This is a genomic window from Bordetella tumulicola (genome assembly GCF_054779135.1).
Window position 1 is genome coordinate 1440805 of record NZ_BAAGYU010000007.1, and the last position, 20316, is coordinate 1461120.

The window sequence follows — 20316 nt, forward strand, 5'->3', positions numbered from 1 at the left end:
TGCCTCCTGCATAAACCTACGGCGTGCGCCAGAGGATCCGGCTCGCCGATAAGCGACACCTAAGCAATCGGTGTGCCGCGTCGTCCATTAACAAAAACTTGGCCAGAGCCGGCGGCACTTTTTACATACCGCAGTAAGAAATCGAGCATCCTCGACGCGTTACAGCGCCCGATCCGGTCGTGTGGCCGAGCGCAGCATGGCCGCCGCCGTGGCAAGCAGTTCGCGGGGATCTACCGGCTTGGCCGCATGAATCTGAAAGCCCGCCAGCAGCGCACGCAAGCGGTCTTCCGGTCCGGTATGCCCCGACAGGGCGATGGCAGGCATTCGAGACCCTAGAGACACGCCGCGCTCGGCCTCCATTTCGCGTATACGACTGATGACCTTGTAGCCTTCCATATCTCCCAGCGAGATGTCGCATACAAGCAAATCGGGCCAGGCGTCCGGGGCCGCATGCTCCAACTCGGCCAACACCGCTGCGCCGCTGGCGCAGGCGCGCACCACGGCGCCGCGATCGGTGAGCACCTCGGACACCAGATCGCGCGCATCCTCATGATCGTCGGCCACGATGATCACCGCACCTGTCAGATCGATGCCCTCGACCTCGGGCGCGGTGACAAGCAATTCATCAACGGCACGCAGCGGAAATTCCAGCTCATACGCCACGCCGTCCGAAGGCGTGGCGCGGGTGCGTAACAAGCCCCCCAGTCGCTCGGCCTCGGCTCGTAGCTGGGCGGGATCCACCGCGGCCATGCTGCGCAGCACTTCAGGTTCATTCTCACCGGGTATCTGCGCGGCGGCCTGATCCGGCACCGGCCGTCCATCCGCAATGGTCAGACGGGTCAATGGCCCTTCTCGGGCCAGCCGCAACTCGACGCGTCCGCCGGGTGGTGTCACAGCGACAGCATGCGCGTACAAGGTCCAGATCAGTTGCTGCAGCGCACTCGGGTCGCCGGTAATCCGTGCGGCTTCGCTGGCGATTTGCGTATACAAATTCACGCCCTTGGCCTCGAGCAAAGGACGTGCAGCATCCATCACCCCCGCCACCAGTGCCACCAGATTCACCGGCTGACGGCTCAGGCGCGTCGCCGTCGCCTCCAGGGCATTTTGCTGACGCTGCAGATTCCACATCTGGGCGTATATCCCCTGGCGGGCCAGCAATTCATCATGCGCGCCCTGCTCCACCACACGACCATGCTCCATGACCAGGATGACATCGGCGTCGACAATCGTCGATAGCCGGTGGGCGATGATTAAAGTGGTGCGGCCTTGGGAGATGCGCGTCAGTTCGGCCTGTATCGCGCGTTCGGTGCGCGTATCCAGCGCCGAGGTGGCTTCATCAAACACGATAATGGGCGGGTTTTTCAACAGCGCGCGAGCAATGGCGATGCGCTGACGCTCACCCCCCGACAATTTGACTCCTCGTTCGCCTACCCGTGTGTCATAACTGGCCGGAAGGCTCGTGATGAAGTCGTCCACGCGCGCACCGCGTGCGGCTTCGATGACAGCCGCACGACTGGTTTGCGGATCGCTGTACGCGATGTTATAGGCGATCGTTTCGTCAAACAGCAACGTATCTTGCGGCACAATGCCCAAGACGCGACGCAGGCTTGCGGGGCTCACATGACGCAGATCCTGCCCATCAATCAGTACGCGACCACTGTCGGGATCATAAAAACGGAACAACAGTCGCGCCAGGGTCGATTTTCCGGAACCGCTGCCGCCCACGACCGCAACCGTGGCACCCGCCGGAATTGTGAAGTCGACGTTCCACAGAATCTGCCGACCGGGCTCATAACCGAAACTGACATTTTCGAAAGCCACTGTGCCTGCGCGCACTTGCAACGGCGGCAACGTACCCTCGTCGCCGGCTTCCGGCTGGATCAGCAGCAGCGCGCCCACGCGCTCCGCATTGATGAGGGCTTCCTTGGCTTGACGAAAGATCAGGCCAAGCGTGTTCAGCGGCAGGCAGATCTGGATAATATATGCGTTGACCAGCACCAGATCGCCCACGCTCATGCGGAAATCCACCACCTGCTTGCCGGCCAGCAACATCACCGCCCCCACGCCTAACGCAATGACGCCGCTTTGCGTGACATGCAAGACAGACAAAGAGCGCTGATTGACAATGCCTATTCCCACCCATTGCTTCAAGACGCTACTCAGGCGATTCGATTCCAATGACTCGTTGGCATACAGTTTGACGGCTTCATAGTTGAGCAAGCTGTCGACCATTCGGCCGCTGGCCTGGGAATCCAGTTCATTGATCTGACGCTGGAATGGCGCGCGCTTTTCGGTGAGGATCATCGTCACGATGGCATACGCGGTGAACGTCATCGCGACGATCGCCGCAAACCATAGGCTGTAGCCCGACATCAGGATGATCAATACGGAAACGATCTCGACCAGAGTGGGCAGCAGTGTAAACAGCGCGGTACCCAGCAAAAACCCGACACCCGCGGTGCCGCGCTCGACGTCACGAGCCAGTACACCCGTCTGGCGCGATCCGTGAAAGCGCGCGCCCAGCCGGTGCAAGTGCTCGAACATACGTACCCTGAAATCCGCTACCGCCGCCTGGGTGACGCGCACGAACACCACATCGCGCAATTCGGTAAACAGACTGCCGGCGAAACGCAATAGTGCGTAGCCCAGCAAGAGAAATACGGGAATGGTCAGCAACGTGCCTTGGACACTCAGGGCATCGACAATGCGCTTGAGAACCGCCGGCACCGCCACCATCAGCAATTTGGCGACGACCAGCAATATCACCGCCACCGCCGTACGCTGGCGATGGGCCCAGAGCGCCTGCAAAATGCTGCGGTTGACTTCCTGGCGTGCGCGGGCAGCGCTGCTGTCTTCAGGCATAAGGTGACGTGCAAAGGCGCCTACGCGCCCTTGCTCTATTCAGGGTCGACCTGGGCCAGTCCGCCGTTAACGGCGCCAATGATCCGATGCCAGGCAGCAGCCTATCGCGACCCCAAGGACAATGGCCAGTCCGGCCGTCTTCCATGCGTTGCCATGCACGTAATCATCCGTGGCCGTGGAGACTTGCCGGCAACGCCCCGCAGCGGAGCGCTCCCAATCCTGCGCATGCTCGCGCGCCGCGTCGAGCTGGCGTTTCAGACGATCGCGTGCTGACTCAATCTCGGTGCCGCCATACGAGGCAGTAGAGCGCAGCAGGTCTTCGACCCCTGAAACGAGCTCGCGCAGGCCGCCCTTCATGCGATCGGTCGATTCGTGACGGCGATGGGTATACAGACTCATGAATAACTCCTTGTGTAAAACCGCCGGCCCGCGCCGGCGTATCTGTACGTTCGGCCACGCAAGTGCTGTGCCGCGGTGCAGCGCCAACCGGGTTCAGTCGGCCTGACGGCTACGTGCTTTGGCGATGGCCTTGAACGCATGGGCCACGGCTGCGGCAAACGCCTCGTCGTACCACGGATTTGCGCCGCTGACGCCCACCACAATGCCTTCAACGCAGACACTCCCCCAGACAGCGCCATCCGCCTGACGCAGTAAATGCGGGCGCGTTTCGCAAACCGTGTGGCTGTCCAGGCCCGTACGCCAGGAGATAGCCGCCTTGGCGCGCGCATAGTCCGCATAATCAGCATCCCAGGCTGACCGATCTCCGACACTTTCTTCATATAGGATCGATTTTTCAAACGCATCGACTGTCGGGCAGGAAATCGGATCCATGATCACGATATGCAGGAACCCGCTTTCTCCGACGCGCCGATCCGTCATGGCCGCGACGATCATCGGCATGACCATCGCCACAGCCCGCAATGCGGTATCTCGATCGGCATGGGCGGCCCTATCCATCGGGGTGTCGCCTCGCATCAAAGCTCTCGCGTCGCGCGTCGCCAAGCGGCTTCGAAGGCGTCATCCTGCCAGCGGTCGATCCCCGGCGTCTGCTGTGGATCGAGACCGGGCATGGGATTGGGAATGCTGTCAGGCGGATACGGTTTCCGCTCCGGGGCGTGATCCGGGGTGTGTTCGGGCGCATCATCGGAATGGCGCGGCGGATCTTTCACCGGGTCGGCCGGGGATGAAGAGGGTGCGCGGCTATCCGCCGCAAAGCGACGAGGTGGCGGTGAAATCATGGCATGACTCCTTCAATAACAATAAATAGCCAATAGGTGGGGAGGTGAATTTCACCCCGCCCACCACTGTTTGAGCGTCGCGCGCAACGCGGCTCCGCCGGACGCATCTTCCTGGCGCAGTGCTTTTACATAGTTCTGCACCTGCTTGAGCGGCACATGAGGCGGTATGAGCGGGACTTCGGGATCGGTCACCATCTCGAGCACCACGGGACGGTCGGCCTCGATGGCGCGCTCCCATGCCGCACCAACGTGATCGGGGTTATCGACACGAATACCTTCCAGGCCCAGCAACCGTCCGTACTCGGCATAGGGAAATGTCGGCAGCAACTGCGAATCCTTGAAACGCGGATCGCCGCCCATCAGACGCTGTTCCCAAGTCACCATGTTCAGGTCGCCGTTATTCAGCACCATCACGACCAGCGTCGGATTACCCCAATCGCGCCAACGATCGGCGATGGTAATCAGTTCGTTCACGCCGTTCATCTGCATGGCGCCATCGCCCACCAGGGCGAATACCGGGCGATCGGGGTGTGCCAGCTTGGCCGCCAATGCGTAGGGAACCCCACTGCCCATGGTGGCCAGTCCGCCCGACAGCGACGCGGCCATGCCCTTGCGCAGGCGCAGGTGCTGCGCATACCAACTGGCCGCCGACCCCGAGTCGCAGGTAATAATGCTGCGGTCCGGCAGCCGCGGCGACAACTCCCAGAACGGACGCTGCGGATTCAAGGGTTGTGCCGGCACCATGGCGCGCGCCTCGACAGTTTTCCACCAATGGGCCACGTCCTTTTCAATTTTGTCGCGCCAACGGCGCGACTCTTTGCGCTGCAGCAACGGCGCCAGCGCCTGCAAGGTGGCCTTGCTGTCCCCCACCAAGCCTTGTTCCACGGGGTATCGCAGACTGATCATGCGGCCGTCGCGATCAATCTGTACGGCGCGCGCCTGGCCCTCGGGAGGCAGAAATTCCCCATAGGGAAAGGCTGTCCCCACCATCAACAAGGTGTCGCAATCATTCATCATGCGCCAACTTGGCTGCGTGCCCAACAGCCCGATCGAGCCTGTCACATACGGCACGTCATCCGGCACCACGGCTTTTCCCAATAACGCTTTGGCAATGCCTGCCCCAAGCAAATCGGCCACGTGCAGCAGTTCGTCGCCGGCGTCCCGGGCGCCAGCGCCAGCCAGGATAGCCACCCGCTCACCCTTGTTGAGAATATCGGCCGCGTTTTGCAACGCAACAGCAGCCGGCACCCCTGCATGAGAGGTAAAGCCGATACCGGTATTCACGGTCCCGTGCTCGCGCGGAATATCCGGGACCGCAGGTAAATCTTGCACATCGTTGGGCACGATTACGCAAGTGACGGCGCGGCGTTCCATCGCGATACGAACAGCGCGGTCAATCAGGTGCTTGGCCTGCACCGGGCTCGCGGCCACATGTACGAAATCGTGAGCCACGTCCTTGAACAAGCTGATCAAATCGACTTCTTGCTGATAATCGCCGCCCAGCGCCGTGCGGGCCTGTTGACCCACCAGGGCCACGACCGGCTGATGATCGAGCTTGGCGTCGTATAGACCATTGAGCAGATGAATCGCGCCCGGTCCCGAGGTCGCCATACAGACGCCCACCTGGCCGGTGAATTTGGAATGCGCGCAGGCCATGAACGCGGCCATTTCCTCGTGCCGCACTTGGACAAATTCCAGCGGCTCGCGGGTACGCCCGAATGCGCCTATCAGCCCATTGATACCGTCGCCCGGGTAACCATAGACACGGTTAATGCCCCATTGCGCCAAACGCGACAAAATAAAGTCCGACACCGTTTGCATGCCTGCTCCCAGAGAGGATTTCCATGGGAGCAACGACAGCAAGCCTCATGCCTGTCGGGGCCCGGGGCTAACGGTCAGGGGCCTGCGGCTTTCCGTCCTCGCCGGCGATCACGTGTCCGGCCTGCGTGTATTCTTCGAGCCGGTTATAGAGGGTCTTGGAGCTGATGCCCAATACGGCAGCCGTTTGCTTCTTTACCCCACCGCAACGTTCAAGCGTTGCCATGATCAGGCGGCGGTCGGCCTCGGCCAGCGTCACCCCCAGTGGCACGGTGACGCGCGCCGTCTGGCTGCCGCCATCGGGCGCGATCTGCGGCTGCAGCGCATCGGCACTCAGAATGCCGTCTTCGGCCAGGATGTAAGCCCGGCGCACGTAATTCTTGAGTTCGCGCACATTACCCGGCCAAGCGTATTCTTGAATAGCCTGGCGCGCCTGCTCGGAAAATTGCTTTTCTTCGCCGTATTTCTTATTCAGCGCATCCAGGAAGCGATCGGCCAGGAATGGGATATCGGTGCCGCGATCACGCAGCGGCGGCAAATCGATGGGAAACACACTCAGTCGATAGTACAAATCCTCACGCAGCTTGCCTTCCTGGATGGCCTGGCCAGGATTACGATTGGTCGCTGCCACGATGCGAATGTCGCATGCGATTTCGCGGTGCGTACCCACACGCATAAAGCGTCCCGTCTCCAGTACCCGAAGCAATTTCACCTGTAGATCCAGCGGCATCTCGGTCACTTCGTCTAAAAACAAAGTACCCGAATCGGCGCGTTCGAAATAGCCCTTGTGCTGGCGGTCGGCCCCCGTAAAGCTACCGCGTTCATGGCCGAACAACTCACTCTCAATCAAGTTCGGAGAGATCGCACCACAATTGACGGCAATGAAAGGTTTGTTGCTGCGGCTGCTGAGCTTATGAATGGCGTGCGCCGCCAATTCCTTCCCGGTGCCGCTTTCACCAATGAGCAGCGTCGTCACGTCCGTAGTAGCCACGCGCGACAACTGCGTAAACAGGCGCTCCATGGATTCGGACTGCCCCAGTAGCTTGCCAAAGCGCCCCGGTTCCTGGAACGGCGCATCATCAGTTGTAACACCGCGGTTGGCCGCAACACGCGTCAGAATTTCGCTCAAGCGATCCATGCACACCGGTTTGACCAAGTAGTCGGTCGCACCCAGACGCAACGCTTCAACGGCGTTGTCCATACTGCCATAACCGGTGATCACCACCACCTCGGCATCCGAATTCGGCATGCGACTGAAAATATCCAGGCCGCTGTCGCCGGTCAATTGCACGTCGGTCAGGACTAAGTCGGGCGGCTGGCGCTGTAATTGGATCACCGCATCTTTCATGGTGGCGGCCTGCGCGACCGAAAAGCCATGTTCGCGGGCGATTTCAGCCAAGATATCGCATACCGCCGCGTCATCGTCCAGTACGAGCAAATGAGGCATGTTGACTCCGTTACAAGGTCAAACGGTGGCAGAGAATCAAGCAGTCTCTTTCAAACTCAGAATACCTCACGGCAATGGGGTGCGGCACGATTTTTGCCGAATATCCCAACAACGTTTGCCAAAGTTTTCACATGGTTGCAATTGAGCGCGGCCGCTGTCGTATGATCATCTGAGTACGTTAAACAAACGCTACAGAGATCGAACCTGGGCCGAACCCGGCCCCGATTTTTCGGGGGTATATATGCTGGCAATCTCGCCTGCTCAGACCAGATCGTCGACCACGCGGCGGCAGCCAGAACTCTTTTCCGACATGTGCGATCGGATGCAAGAGTTTGGCGTACAAGTCGGGCTTGCGGCCCGCAGTGACGCCACTGTTTTCATCACCGGCGAAAGCGGCACGGGCAAAGAAGTGGTCGCGCGCGCCATTCATGACGGCAGTGATCGCGCCACTCATCCGTTTACTGCTGTCAATTGCGGCGCCATCAGCGATTCCCTGGTGCATGCCCAGCTATTCGGCCACGAGAAAGGCAGCTTTACCGGCGCACTGAGTCAGACCACCGGCTACTTTGAATCGGTTTGCGGCGGCACGCTGTTTCTGGACGAAGTCACCGAGATGTCTGACGCCTTACAAGTGCAATTTCTACGCGTACTGGAAAGCGGTACTTATCAACGCGTGGGGGGCACGGAATTGCTGCAGGCCGATGTGCGTATCGTGTGTGCCACCAATCGCGATCCGTTTGCTGCGGTGGAACGCGGCGAACTGCGCCAGGATTTTCTGCATCGCCTGCTCGTCGTGCCCTTGCGCGTACCCCCGTTACGGGAAAGGGGGGACGATGTTCGCTTGCTGGCGCAACGTTTTCTGGATGAACTGAATCTTACTCATCAGACGAACAAGCGCTTCTCGGCGCACATGATCGACGCGTTGACGATGTATGACTGGCCTGGCAATGTGCGCGAGTTACGCAATGTCGTCCAACGCGCGTTCATTATGTCGGATGCGGTGATCGAATCAGAACTCCCGCCCCGCGCTCCGACGAGCGCGCCGCACGATGTGAACAACGGCACACTATGCTTCCCCGTGGGCACGCCCCTGAGCCAGGCGCAGCACGATGTCATCTTGGCCACGCTGGCGTATCACGACGGCGATAAGCAGCGCACCGCTGACACCCTGGGTGTCAGCCTGAAGACACTCTACAACCGTCTGGGCGCCTACGGCGCTGACGCTAAAACTCCCTCCCTCCCCTCGGGCTGACGAGTCAAAACAGCCACGCGGAACACACCAGGTACGCCGCTTGCTCGGTTTTCCACTGCGTTCGTAACGGGGGACCGCGTGTGCAATGGATGACAACGTTTAGCCTGGCCGGCAGCCCTGTCTGGGCCTGGCTGTTGACCGCGCTGCTAGCGGCGGCATTGCTGGTCGCCATGCGATTGGGATTAGGTCTGGTAAAGACGCGGCTACAACGACGGCTGGAGGCTCGCGTGCGGCCGGGAATTTCTGCCGCACTCGAGATTCTGGAGCGCACCAGTTGGCTGGTCCTGTGCCTGATCGCAGCGTTGCTCGCGGCGCGCATCACGGGCGTCATTGCCATTTGGTCAGTGGCGGCCTCGCACCTGTGGTTTGTATTGACCGCTCTGCAAATCGCACTGTGGATAGACCGGGCCATATCGATTGGCATGGTCCGCGCCCTGATCGGTCGTGTGGGCGGCCAAGCCGTCACGGCGATGCTTCTGGCCCTACTATTGAGGATCGTGCTGTGGGCCATGACCATACTGGCCATGCTGGACAACGTGGGTGTCAATATTACGGCACTGATCGCCAGCTTGGGAATTGGTGGTGTCGCCGTCGCCCTGGCGGTTCAGACGATACTCAGCGATCTGTTTGCTTCCATCGCCATCGGATTGGATAAACCGTTCGAAGTTGGAGATTTCATCGTATTCGGCCCAGTGGCAGGCAGCATAGAACATATCGGTCTGAAAACGACGCGTATCCGCAGCTTGGGCGGCGAGCAAATCGTGTGTTCTAACACTGAGCTCCTCAAGCAGACCATTCAAAATTACAAGCGCATGCAACAACGGCGCATCGTGTTCGGGTTCACTTTGTCGTACCGCACATCCCCCGATTGCGTCGCGGCCATACCGGACATCGTACGCCGCCGGATCGAGGCCGAGGGCGACGCTAAATTCGACCGAGCGCATTTCGCCAGCTTTGGCGAAAACGGCTTGGTGTTCGAGGCGGTCTATTACGTAATGACCGCTGATTACAACCATTACATGGACATTCAGCAGCGAATCAACCTCGGGCTGCTGCGCGACCTGGGCAGTGCCGACGTGGCATTCGCCATTCCCGAGCGGCGCGTGCGGGTGGCACGCGATCCGGCCCCCCAAAATGGCCCAACAGAGGCATCGTCCGAACCGTAACGGACGCAACTTGCCAGACGGGTAATTCGGGGCAGTGGTTTCGCTGAATCCCAGGTTTATGGCATGCCGGGCACGCCGCTTGCGTACTTGCCAACAAACCGTCGCCTTCTCAGGCGAACGGTACGCGAACGGTACGCGAACGGGAGCAGTCATGGCGCGAACGAGAAGCTTGATAGTGACATCCGAGGCATTTCCCCTGGCCAAGAGCGGCGGCCTAGGCGATGCGGTGACGGGCATGGCGAGCGCGCTGAGCGTGGCAGGCACGGACGTCGGCATACTGATGCCTGCCTACCGGGGCGTGCTGGACCGTGTGGTGGGGCTGCGTCACATTGCGCATCTAGCGGGTATGCCCGGCGGCGAAGCCACGCTGGTGGGTGCCCTGTGCCCTGAGTCGGGCCTGCCCGTTTACCTATTGTGCAACAACGCCCTGTACGACCGTGAAAACCTCTATCTGGATGAAAACGGAGAGTCCTATGCGGACAACGCAGTGCGTTATGCCGCGCTTGCTCACGCCGCGGTACGTGTGGCCACGGGCCTGCCGAACATACGCCGACCGGATATTCTGCATGCGCAAGACTGGCATGCCGGGCTGGTGCCGCTACTGGTGCGCGCGGCAGGGCTGCGCTACGTCAAGACGGTGTTCACCGTGCATAACCTGGCCTTTCAGGGGGTGTTTCCATTGTCTTGCGCCCGCCAACTCGGCGTGCCCGATAGTTATTGCACCGAAGACGGCATCCGCTTCTTCGATCAATTGAATTTCCTGAAGGCCGGTCTACGCTACGCCGACTGCATCACCACCGTCAGCAAAACCTACGCGCGCGAAATCCTGACACCCGAATTCGGGTGCGGGCTAGACCCTCTGCTGCGCGCCAGGGCTGCCGACTTGATGGCCATTCCCAACGGTATCGACGATACCTTGTGGAATCCGGCTCATGATCGCTATCTGGGCCACCTGTCCTATAGCGCCCGCAATCTCACCAAAAAAACGCGGGCCAAGGCCGCACTGCAAAAAGCCTTTGGGTTACATGTGGACCAGAATGCTCCATTGCTGGCCATGGGTAGCCGTTTAACGCATCAAAAAATGGCCGATGTCGCGGCCCAGGCTTTGCCCGACGCATTGCAGCGCCATCCGACCCTGCAAGTAGCCATCATTGGCCGCGGTGATTACCAGTATGAGCGGGCGCTGGAAGCGCTGGCATCGCGCTACCCCGGACGCTGCGCGGTGCGCATTGGTTACGACGAAAGCACGGCCCACCGATTGCATGCCGGCGCCGACATGCTGCTGCATGGCAGTCGCTTCGAACCTTTCGGACTGACGCCCCTATATGCGATGCGCTACGGAACGATCCCTATCGGCTCACGCGTGGGTGGCCTGGCCGATACGATCATCGACCCCGGTGGCCAGGAAGCAGACCGGGTAATGCTGGCAGCCACCGGCGTCCTGTTTGACGGTGATCGCGCCCAGGATATGAGTTTGGCCATCGATCGTGCACTGCGTTTGTACCGCCAACCTGCCGTGTGGTGCAGTATGCAGCGCAATGGCATGGCCTGCGAATTCAGTTGGAGAGCCGCGGTGCGACCTTACCTGGCTTTGTACGACAGTTTGGTGAGCGCCACGCCGCGCGGTCAAGTTCCCGCGCCGCTGATTCGCCCGTTGCCCGTACCGGCGTATACGCGCCGCGCGAATAATGGCATCTCCGTTCGGACAGCATACTGATCATCGTGACAAGTATGGAGAACCGCAAGCACCGTCCCAGCCTATCGTCCCCGTCGTCCGTGCCGACGCAAGAGCCATTGCGTATGTATTACGCGCGTGGCGCTGAATTCAATACACCAGATACCGATCTGGCGCGTCCATGGGATGCGCTGTGCCAACGGGTGCGCGACGGCGGTTTCAATGCCTTGCTCGTCGAACCGCTGTGGCTGCGCCCACGCGGCGGCACCTGGTCAGCCGCGCCGCTGGACCCTGATCAGCCCGATTCCCGTCTGGCCACAGACGCAACACTGTCTGAATGGCTGCAGCGTCTAGCGTTCAGCGGTGCACATCATGATTTGCCGGTATACATGGATCTGGTATTGGATCGTATTGCGGTAGATTCGCCTCTCATTGAACGGCATCCCGACTGGTATCTCGCTCCGGCCGACGATCCCGCCCGCGACCCACGCAGCGCATTGCAAGCGCGTGGAATTCGCCATTTGCGCGACGGCGCACTACCCCAGGGCTTTTTGCACGACTGGATCGAGCGATTGACACGATGGCTGGATGCCGGACTGGCGGGGTTTCGCATCAATGCACCTCAGCGCGTGGATGCTGACGACTGGCACGCGTTGTTGATGCCGTTACGCGCTGCCTTTCCGGATGGGCGTTTCCTGGCCTGGACGCCGGGACTGGATCCACAGCAACTCGAAGGATTGCGCGCGGCGAACTTCGACGCCGTCTTTTCTTCGCTGCCATGGTGGGACTTCCGGTCGACGTGGTTGGCCGAAGAACACGCGCGTCTGCGCGCGGTCGCGCCCGTCATCGCCGTTTCCCCTGAGTTGCCGCCCGCGCTTTCCGAAGCACAGGTTCTGCGCGGACTGTGGGCAGCCGCCATCAGCGGCGACGGCATTCTGATCGAGGGCGGACTCGACGCGCGGCAACGGCTGTATCAGCAACTCAACGCCTGGCTACGCCGCCAGCCAACCGCCGGACCCTTGCGTAGTGCCGCGGGGCAAGACGGAAGATGTACCGTATTGGTGCACCACGATGCCTGGGTCAAGGACGCCGCCTTGGGTGCGCGGGTACTGTTGGCCAACCCCATGACCGACGCACCGGCACGCGTGGACTGGGAACATATCGGTCGTCTGCTACCCGCCGGCGTACCGCAGCACGACGCAGTACCGCCTGCCATGCGCTTACGCGGCGAGCAACTGGGGCCCGGCGCGGCGGCGGCATTCACTGTCGAGCCGCTCACGTCGGTGCAGGCCCCAACCCCCGAGCGTTCTCCCGGCTCGCGTACTCAGCGCAACCCCCGGATTGTCGTCGAGAACGTAGCCCCGGCCGTTGACGGAGGGAAGTACGCCGCAAAATGCGTGGCGCAAGACGTCGTGCGCGTACAGGCTGACATCTACACCGATGGCCACGAAAAGCTCAGCGCCGAGGTACTGTGGCGTGCCGTCGATGAAACCGACTGGCACGCGGAGCCGATGCGCGCCCTGTCCAATGATCGCTGGGAAGCGGCCATCCGGCCATTGCGCATTGGCCGACACGAGTTTGCCATCAGCGCCTGGTATGACACATGGCAAACATTTTGCACGGATCTCAAAAAGAAGCATGACGCCGGGCAAGATCTGACGGCGGATCTGCTGGACGGCGCGGCTCTGCTGCGCGACGCGGTGGTGCGTGGTCGCAAAGCATCCGTCGAGGTTGCGGTATTGACTCCGATCACGCTTGCATCGCAGCGCCTAAGCGATCAGGCATCCCACGAGCAGGTTGAAACGCTGTTCGATAGCCCTCTGTCAGCGGCTATGCAGGCAGTCACCGATAAGCCTTTCCAGTATGTCAGTCCAGCACCCTATCCGTTATGGGTAGACCGACGTGCCGCTTGCTATGCCAGCTGGTATGAAATGTTTCCCCGCTCGCTAGCGCCCCGGCCGCAGATGCATGGCACCTTTGACGACGTGATCGCGCGTCTGCCGGCGGTGCGCGACATGGGATTTGACGTGCTGTATTTTCCGCCGATTCATCCGATCGGCCACAGCCACCGGAAAGGGCCAAACAACAGCCTGGATTGCCAGGAAGGCGACGTCGGTAGCCCCTACGCCATCGGCGCGGCGGAGGGAGGCCACGATGCCATTCACCCGGAATTGGGCTCATTGTCCGACTTCCTGCGTCTGGTCGAACGCACGCACGAACACGGCATGGAAATTGCCCTCGATTTCGCCATCCAGTGCTCACCCGATCATCCATGGCTGGCGCAGCATCCCGACTGGTTCGACCGGCGCGCCGACGGCACGATCCGATATGCCGAAAATCCACCAAAGAAATATGAAGACATCGTGAATGTCTCGTTCTATAAAGGCACCGGGCGACGTACTCGAAAGTCATCGCTATGGCGCGCTCTACGCGATATCGTACTGTTCTGGGTCAACCACGGCGTGCGCATCTTTCGCGTAGACAATCCACATACCAAGCCTTTGCCGTTCTGGGAATGGCTGATCGGCGAGGTCCAGGGCCAGCATCCAGATGTGCTGTTCTTATCAGAGGCCTTTACGCGCCCCAAGATGATGTATCGCTTGGCCAAGATTGGGTTCACCCAGTCGTATACCTACTTTACCTGGCGCAACACTCGGCGCGAACTGACGGAGTACCTGCAAGAACTCTCGACCTCGCCGGCAGCCGATTACTTTCGCCCCAATTTTTTTGTCAATACGCCAGACATCAATCCGTACTTTTTGCAAACGTCAGGTCGGCCGGGTTTCTTGATTCGTGCCGCGCTGGCCGCGACGACGTCGGGATTATGGGGCCTGTATAGCGGGTTCGAATTATGTGAATTTCAGCCTATACCGGGCAAGGAGGAATACCTGGACTCCGAAAAGTACCAATTGCGTCAGCGCGATTGGCAAGCACCCGGCAACATCATTGCGCAGATCACGCAGCTCAATGCCATTCGCCGCGCCAATATCGCCCTGCAAACGCACCGCGGTTTTACGCCCATCGACACCGGCAATGATCATGTTCTGTGCTTTTGGAAAACCACACCATGTCGCAGCAATGTCGTGCTGGTCGCCATCAGCCTGGACCCACACCATGGACAGAACATAAACATGGAGGCGCCCTTCTGGCTATTCGGCCAGCCCGATGACGGTCAATTGCATGCCGACGATCTGCTCAGCGGCAAGCGGGAATACTGGCACGGCAAATGGCGCGACATTGCGTTGCATCCCGAGCAACCTTACCGCCTTTGGCGCCTATCGGTTCACGATTGATACGCGGAGCTTTTATGCCACATGCACGATCTGTCCTCCCGTCGCCACAAGACACGCCGCTCTGGTACAAGGACGCGGTCGTTTATCAGCTGCATATCCGCTATTTCTACGATGCCAACCACGACGGCATCGGTGATTTCGAAGGGCTGACCGCCAAACTCGATTACATTGCGAACCTGGGCGTGGACACGATCTGGCTGTTGCCCTTCTATCCCTCGCCCAGGCGCGACGACGGCTATGACATCGCCGACTATCGCGGCGTCCATCCCGATTACGGCACGATTGCCGATGCGCGCCGCTTCGTGCGCGCGGCCCACGCGCACGGCCTGCGGGTGATTACAGAACTGGTGGTCAACCATACGTCCGACCAGCATCCCTGGTTTCAGCGCGCGCGACGCGCCCGTCCGGGCAGCGCAGCCCGCAATTACTATGTATGGTCCGACGATGATCAGGCCTATTCGGGCACACGCATTATTTTCTGCGATACCGAAAAATCGAACTGGACGCGCGATCCCGAGGCCGGCGCCTATTTTTGGCATCGCTTTTATTCGCATCAGCCCGATCTGAATTATGACAATCCCCAGGTACTGAAAGAGATTATTTCGGTCATGCGGTATTGGCTGGATATGGGCGTCGACGGCCTGCGGCTTGACGCCGTCCCCTACTTGGTAGAGCGCGAGGGCACCAATAACGAAAATCTGCCTGAAACCCATCAGATACTGCGCCGCATCCGAGCTGTCATTGATGCCGAGTATCCCGGCCGCATGCTGCTGGCCGAAGCCAACCAATGGCCCGAAGACGCCCAGCAATATTTCGGCAATGGCGATGAATGCCATATGTCCTTTCATTTTCCGCTGATGCCACGCATGTACATGGCCATTGCGCAGGAAGACCGCTTTCCCATCACCGACATCATCAGGCAGACGCCGGAGATTCCCGCGACCTGTCAATGGGCCATTTTCCTGCGTAATCACGACGAACTGACGCTGGAAATGGTGACGAGCGAAGAACGTGATTATCTCTGGAATGTCTATGCTGCCGATCCTCGCGCCCGCATCAACCTGGGCATTCGGCGCCGGCTTGCGCCGCTGCTGGAGCGCGATCGCCGCCGTATCGAACTGATGAACAGTCTGTTGTTATCGATGCCCGGCACGCCGGTGCTGTACTACGGCGACGAACTGGGCATGGGAGACAACATTCATCTGGGCGACCGCGATAGCGTGCGTACCCCCATGCAATGGTCGCCCGACCGCAATGGTGGATTTTCCCGAGCCGATCCCGAACGTCTGCCTCTGCCGGTGCTGATGGGGCCCTTGTACGGCTATGAGGCGGTCAACGCAGAGGCCCAGCAGCGCGATCCGCATTCACTGTTGAACTGGACTCGCCGCATGGTGGCCCAGCGCCGGCAGTCGCGCGTTTTCGGACGCGGTACGTTGAGATTTCTGTATCCGGGTAACCGCAAGATCCTGGCCTATCTGCGCCAAGACGATGCGAGCACAATCTTGTGTGTCGCCAACCTGTCCAACACCGCTCAACCGGTAGAGCTGGACTTGACAGAGTTCGCCGGCAAGGTTCCGGTGGAAATGCTGGGCGAAAGCCCGTTTCCGGATATCGGCACATTACCGTATCTGCTGACACTACCGCCTTACGGTTTCTACTGGTTCAATCTGAGCGCCGAACATGCGTTGCCCGCCTGGCATGCGCAGCAGCCCGAACAAATGCCCGATCTCATGACGCTGGTGCTACTGGGGCGCGATGGCTTCGCGCTGACAGATTCATCGCGACACGCGTTTGAGCACGATGTGCTGCCCGCCTTTTTGCAGCGGCAGCGATGGTTTCCCGCCGAACACCGTATCAACGTGGCCCGCCTGGTCGCCTATACGCCCCTGGCTGATGGCGACGTCGAACAATATTTGATGACCGAACTGGAAACCGGCACGGGTAGCGCTCGCACACGTCTTCATGTGCCGCTCTCGGTGATCTGGGGGGCCGCGTCCCCGCAGGATTACGTACTGGCGCGCATCCGCCGTGGCGCCGCTGTGGGTGTGCTGGCCGACGCTTCGCGCCAAGAGGGGTACGTGCGAACGCTGGTGGCGTCTCTGCAATCCGGGCATGAGCCACATACGGCGGCCAAGTCGTCCTCGGCTTTATGCTTCTTTCCCGAAGCCGGATTGCGTACCATGGAGTTACCGGCCGACGCACCGCTACAGTGGCATAGCGGCGAACAAAGCAATACCTCCGTCACCGTGGGCGACCAGGCTGTTCTGAAAATCGTGCGTCGCCTCGAACCGGGAATGTCCCCCGAAGTGGAAATGTCACGCCATCTGACCCAGACCGGCTACGCCAATACCCCGGCGCTGCTGGGCGAGGTCGCCCGCCGGGATGCTGATCATTCGATGCGTACACTGGCGTTATTACATGCCTATCTGGTTCATGAAGGCGATGCCTGGACGTGGACGGTCGACTATCTGAAACGCGCGTTGGACGACACGCTCGCCCGCCATGCCAGTGTCGACGCATTCGACGAGGCGCTGGCAGGCTACACCACCGTAGCCAGCACGATAGGACGCCGACTGGCTGAGTTACACAATATACTGGCCAGCCCCTGCGATGATCCCGCCTTCGCGCCACAAATCGCTACCGCAGATGACGCCCAGGCACATGCCGACGCCATCATCGCGATGCTGGACCGCGCGCTCGTTTTGCTACAAGGGTTGGAGTCAACCCTGGACGCCACTGCCCGCGCCTGCGCGGCCTGGCTGCGCGAGCATCGCGACCGTTTGGCTAAACAGCTTACGGAGATGACGCAGGCTGAAACGGGTGCCATGCAATTACGCATTCATGGAGATTTCCATCTCGGCCAGGTATTGCTGGCGCACACCGACGCCTATCTGATCGACTTCGAAGGCGAGCCGGCCCGACCGCTTGCCGAGCGGCGCGGCAAGACCTGCCCGATCAAGGACATAGCCGGCATGCTGCGGTCATTCGATTACGTCACGGCAACCCTCGGTCGCAATGAACCGCTGGGCACCGTGACGGCGCCGGTCCCGGATGACAGCACGGGCGGAGCCCTCGGCGAAAGCCCGCCAGACCGCCGCAGCACCCTTCTGCCACGATTTCGCACACGCGCGGCCGACGCGTTCATGCAGGGCTACCACGCGGCAGCCGACCCGGCGCTTCGACTGCCGCCCGAACGCGAACACGCGCTGCTGCAGGCTGTGCTGATTGAAAAAGCCGCATACGAGATCTGCTATGAAGCCCTCCATCGGCCTGACTGGGTAGCCATTCCGCTGTGCGGCCTGGCCGAACTGGCACGTACCCAACTCATGGCAGTTGCTATCGATCATGAGGAGCACCGCCCATGAACAAAACGGTAAAGGTCGCCCCCCCCACGAGCCTCACGCCTTCAGTACAAGAAGCGTTGCTGGCGGGCCACTATCCTGACGCGTTCGGCGTGCTGGGTCCGCACAGATTGAATGGCCGCACACTCCTGCGCGTGCTGATGCCGGGCGCGCTAGGTGTAGAGGCCGTATTCGCCAACGGCGCCACGCTGTCCTTGCCTCCCATCGGCAATGGCTTCTATGAAGCCGACATCACCAAGCACTGTCACGATGCGCCTGCCGATTATCGGTTGCGTATACGCTGGTCCGGTGGAACCGAAGATATTGACGATCCCTACGCTTATGGTCCGCTACTGGACGATTCGCACCTGGGCATGTTCGCACAAGGTGCGTGGCAATATGCCGCACCGTGCCTAGGCCCGCACCCGTGCAAGGTCGCCGGTGTGACCGGTGTACGTTTCGCGGTATGGGCCCCCAACGCTCGCCGCGTAGCACTGGTGGGCGACTTCAACGGCTGGAACGGGCTACGCCACGGCATGCGCCTGCGTCATACCGCCGGCGTCTGGGAAATTTTCGTGCCGGGCGTGGCGCCGCATAGCCGCTATAAGTACCAGATATTGGGTGCCGACGGCGTTACTATGCAGAGGGCCGACCCCATGGCGCGCCAAACGGAAGCACCACCCGCGACCGCATCCGTCGTGCCTGACGCAACGCCTTACGCCTGGAACGATGCAGCCTGGATGCAAGGACGTGCCTCGCGCCAACGCCCCGATGCGCCATTAGCCATCTACGAAGTCCACGTGGGCTCGTGGCTGAGCGATCCCAACCCCGCGCCACTGTGGGACCGCTTGGCCGAACGCCTGCCCGCCTACGCGCGCTCGCTCGGATTCACCCATATAGAACTGATGCCCATCATGGAATATCCGTTCGGCGGCTCATGGGGCTATCAACCACTGAGCATGTTCGCGCCCAGCGCCCGCTACGGGACACCCGCGGATTTTGCGCATTTTGTCGACGAATGTCATGCGGCCGGACTAGGGGTACTACTGGACTGGGTGCCCGCCCATTTTCCCAACGACACGCATGGGCTGGTCCGATTCGATGGCACCGCGCTGTACGAATACGCCGATCCGCGCGAAGGATTCCATCCCGACTGGGACACCATGGTCTACAACTTGGGGCGCAACGAAGTAAAAGCCTGCATGATCGCCAGCGCGCTGCATTGGTTGCGCGATTTTCATATCGACGGACTGCGCGTCGATGCCGTCGCGTCAATGCTATACCGCGATTACAGTCGCGCGCCGGGCGAATGGATTCCGAATCGGTATGGTGGTCGGGAAAATCTCGAGTCAGTCGAGTTCCTGCGTGAACTGAACACAGCCGTCGCCGCCGAATGCCCCGACGTCATCATGGTGGCCGAAGAGTCCACGGCCTGGCCTGGCGTCACCGCGCCCGTCAGCGACGGTGGGTTGGGTTTTGACTATAAGTGGAACATGGGCTGGATGCACGACACGCTGCGCTATATGCGTCGCGACCCCGTGCATCGCCGCCACCATCATCACGATGTCACTTTCAGCATGGTGTACGCCTATTCCGAGCGCTACATACTTCCCCTTTCTCACGACGAAGTAGTACATGGCAAGGGTTCGCTGTTGGGCAAGATGCCGGGCGGGCACGCCGACCGCCTTGCTCAGTTGCGTCTCTATTACGCGTACATGTGGTCTCACCCCGGCAAGAAACTATTGTTCATGGGCGGTGAAATCGCGCAGGAAAGCGAATGGAATCATGATGCCGCCATCGACTGGCGCCTGCTTGATGATCCCGCGCCGCGCGGCGTGCAGCGGCTCATTGCGGACCTGAATCGTCTCTATGGCGAGCTGCCCGAACTGCATCGACGCGACACGGATCCGTCGGGTTTTGCCTGGATGATCGGCGACGACCAGACCAACAGCGTGCTGGCCTTCGTGCGCACCGACGGCCAGCATTACGTGCTGGCGGTATGCAACTTCACCCCCGTGGCACGTCACGACTATCGCATCGGTGTCCCGCTGGCGGGAAGCTGGCGGGCACGGATCAACACGGATGACGCCATTTATGGGGGTACCGGACTGGCAGAACCTATCCTGGCTAAGACGGATGACGCGCCTGCCCACGGCCAGGCGCAATCGCTATCGCTGAGCCTGCCGCCATTTGCGACGCTGCTGCTGCGTCACGAAGGATGACT

At 60.7% G+C, this 20316-nt stretch carries 12 protein-coding genes; 6 read left to right on the plus strand and 6 right to left on the minus strand.

Annotation, left to right across the window (positions count from 1 at the left end):
* Positions 1 to 159: 159 nt before the first annotated feature.
* The 6 genes from ACYVDM_RS14955 to ACYVDM_RS14980 all read right to left on the minus strand — a co-directional run bounded on the left by ACYVDM_RS14955 (position 160) and on the right by ACYVDM_RS14980 (position 7365).
* Positions 160 to 2862, minus strand: coding sequence for an ATP-binding cassette domain-containing protein (locus ACYVDM_RS14955; RefSeq protein ID WP_415792940.1), 2703 nt, complete (start codon positions 2860 to 2862; stop codon positions 160 to 162).
* A 66-nt stretch (positions 2863 to 2928) separates the two neighbouring features.
* Positions 2929 to 3261: an ElaB/YgaM/YqjD family protein gene (locus ACYVDM_RS14960; protein ID WP_415792941.1), complete on the minus strand. Its 333-nt coding sequence runs from the start codon at positions 3259 to 3261 to the stop codon at positions 2929 to 2931.
* A gap of 93 nt (positions 3262 to 3354) precedes the next feature.
* On the minus strand, positions 3355 to 3819 hold the full coding sequence (locus ACYVDM_RS14965) for a hypothetical protein (RefSeq protein ID WP_415792942.1): 465 nt from the start codon (positions 3817 to 3819) through the stop codon (positions 3355 to 3357).
* A 17-nt stretch (positions 3820 to 3836) separates the two neighbouring features.
* Entirely contained in the window at positions 3837 to 4100 is a 264-nt protein-coding gene (locus ACYVDM_RS14970) for a hypothetical protein (protein ID WP_415792943.1), read from the minus strand.
* 51 nt (positions 4101 to 4151) lie between these two features.
* Positions 4152 to 5921 (minus strand): thiamine pyrophosphate-requiring protein, encoded by a 1770-nt coding sequence (locus ACYVDM_RS14975; RefSeq protein WP_415792944.1) that lies wholly within the window; start codon positions 5919 to 5921, stop codon positions 4152 to 4154.
* A gap of 67 nt (positions 5922 to 5988) precedes the next feature.
* Positions 5989 to 7365 carry a sigma-54-dependent transcriptional regulator gene (locus ACYVDM_RS14980; RefSeq protein ID WP_415792945.1) on the minus strand — a complete coding sequence of 459 codons (1377 nt, stop codon included), beginning with the start codon at positions 7363 to 7365 and terminating at the stop codon, positions 5989 to 5991.
* Positions 7366 to 7687: 322 nt separating this feature from the next.
* Here ACYVDM_RS14980 and ACYVDM_RS14985 point away from each other — a divergent pair, with 322 nt between their 5' ends.
* The 6 genes from ACYVDM_RS14985 (at position 7688) to glgB (ending at position 20314) form a co-directional block, all read left to right on the plus strand.
* Positions 7688 to 8617, plus strand: a complete 930-nt coding sequence (locus tag ACYVDM_RS14985) for a sigma-54 interaction domain-containing protein (protein WP_415792991.1) — start codon at positions 7688 to 7690, stop codon at positions 8615 to 8617.
* An 89-nt stretch (positions 8618 to 8706) separates the two neighbouring features.
* A complete protein-coding gene (locus ACYVDM_RS14990) occupies positions 8707 to 9783 on the plus strand; it encodes a mechanosensitive ion channel family protein (RefSeq protein WP_415792946.1) in 1077 nt (358 codons plus the stop codon).
* Positions 9784 to 9934: 151 nt separating this feature from the next.
* Positions 9935 to 11500, plus strand: a complete 1566-nt coding sequence (glgA, locus tag ACYVDM_RS14995; RefSeq protein WP_415792947.1) for a glycogen synthase GlgA — start codon at positions 9935 to 9937, stop codon at positions 11498 to 11500.
* Between the two features lie 14 nt (positions 11501 to 11514).
* Positions 11515 to 14751 carry a maltotransferase domain-containing protein gene (locus ACYVDM_RS15000; RefSeq protein ID WP_415792948.1) on the plus strand — a complete coding sequence of 1079 codons (3237 nt, stop codon included), beginning with the start codon at positions 11515 to 11517 and terminating at the stop codon, positions 14749 to 14751.
* Positions 14752 to 14765: 14 nt separating this feature from the next.
* The gene (treS, locus tag ACYVDM_RS15005) at positions 14766 to 18116 is read left to right on the plus strand and encodes a maltose alpha-D-glucosyltransferase (protein ID WP_415792949.1); all 3351 of its coding nucleotides are present in this window, start codon (positions 14766 to 14768) and stop codon (positions 18114 to 18116) included.
* Entirely contained in the window at positions 18113 to 20314 is a 2202-nt protein-coding gene (gene glgB, locus ACYVDM_RS15010) for a 1,4-alpha-glucan branching protein GlgB (protein ID WP_415792950.1), read from the plus strand. The genes treS and glgB overlap by 4 nt, the downstream gene beginning before the upstream one ends.
* Positions 20315 to 20316: the final 2 nt, after the last annotated feature.

Coding starts and splice junctions, on each gene's coding strand:
- glgB (WP_415792950.1), top strand. CDS start 18,113: ATGAACAAAACGGTAAAGGTCGCCCCCCCCACGAGCCTCACGCCTTCA.
- treS (WP_415792949.1), top strand. CDS start 14,766: ATGCCACATGCACGATCTGTCCTCCCGTCGCCACAAGACACGCCGCTC.
- ACYVDM_RS14985 (WP_415792991.1), top strand. CDS start 7,688: ATGCAAGAGTTTGGCGTACAAGTCGGGCTTGCGGCCCGCAGTGACGCC.
- ACYVDM_RS15000 (WP_415792948.1), top strand. CDS start 11,515: ATGGAGAACCGCAAGCACCGTCCCAGCCTATCGTCCCCGTCGTCCGTG.
- ACYVDM_RS14990 (WP_415792946.1), top strand. CDS start 8,707: ATGACAACGTTTAGCCTGGCCGGCAGCCCTGTCTGGGCCTGGCTGTTG.
- ACYVDM_RS14955 (WP_415792940.1), bottom strand. CDS start 2,862: ATGCCTGAAGACAGCAGCGCTGCCCGCGCACGCCAGGAAGTCAACCGC.
- ACYVDM_RS14960 (WP_415792941.1), bottom strand. CDS start 3,261: ATGAGTCTGTATACCCATCGCCGTCACGAATCGACCGATCGCATGAAG.
- ACYVDM_RS14980 (WP_415792945.1), bottom strand. CDS start 7,365: ATGCCTCATTTGCTCGTACTGGACGATGACGCGGCGGTATGCGATATC.
- glgA (WP_415792947.1), top strand. CDS start 9,935: ATGGCGCGAACGAGAAGCTTGATAGTGACATCCGAGGCATTTCCCCTG.
- ACYVDM_RS14975 (WP_415792944.1), bottom strand. CDS start 5,921: ATGCAAACGGTGTCGGACTTTATTTTGTCGCGTTTGGCGCAATGGGGC.
- ACYVDM_RS14965 (WP_415792942.1), bottom strand. CDS start 3,819: ATGGATAGGGCCGCCCATGCCGATCGAGATACCGCATTGCGGGCTGTG.
- ACYVDM_RS14970 (WP_415792943.1), bottom strand. CDS start 4,100: ATGATTTCACCGCCACCTCGTCGCTTTGCGGCGGATAGCCGCGCACCC.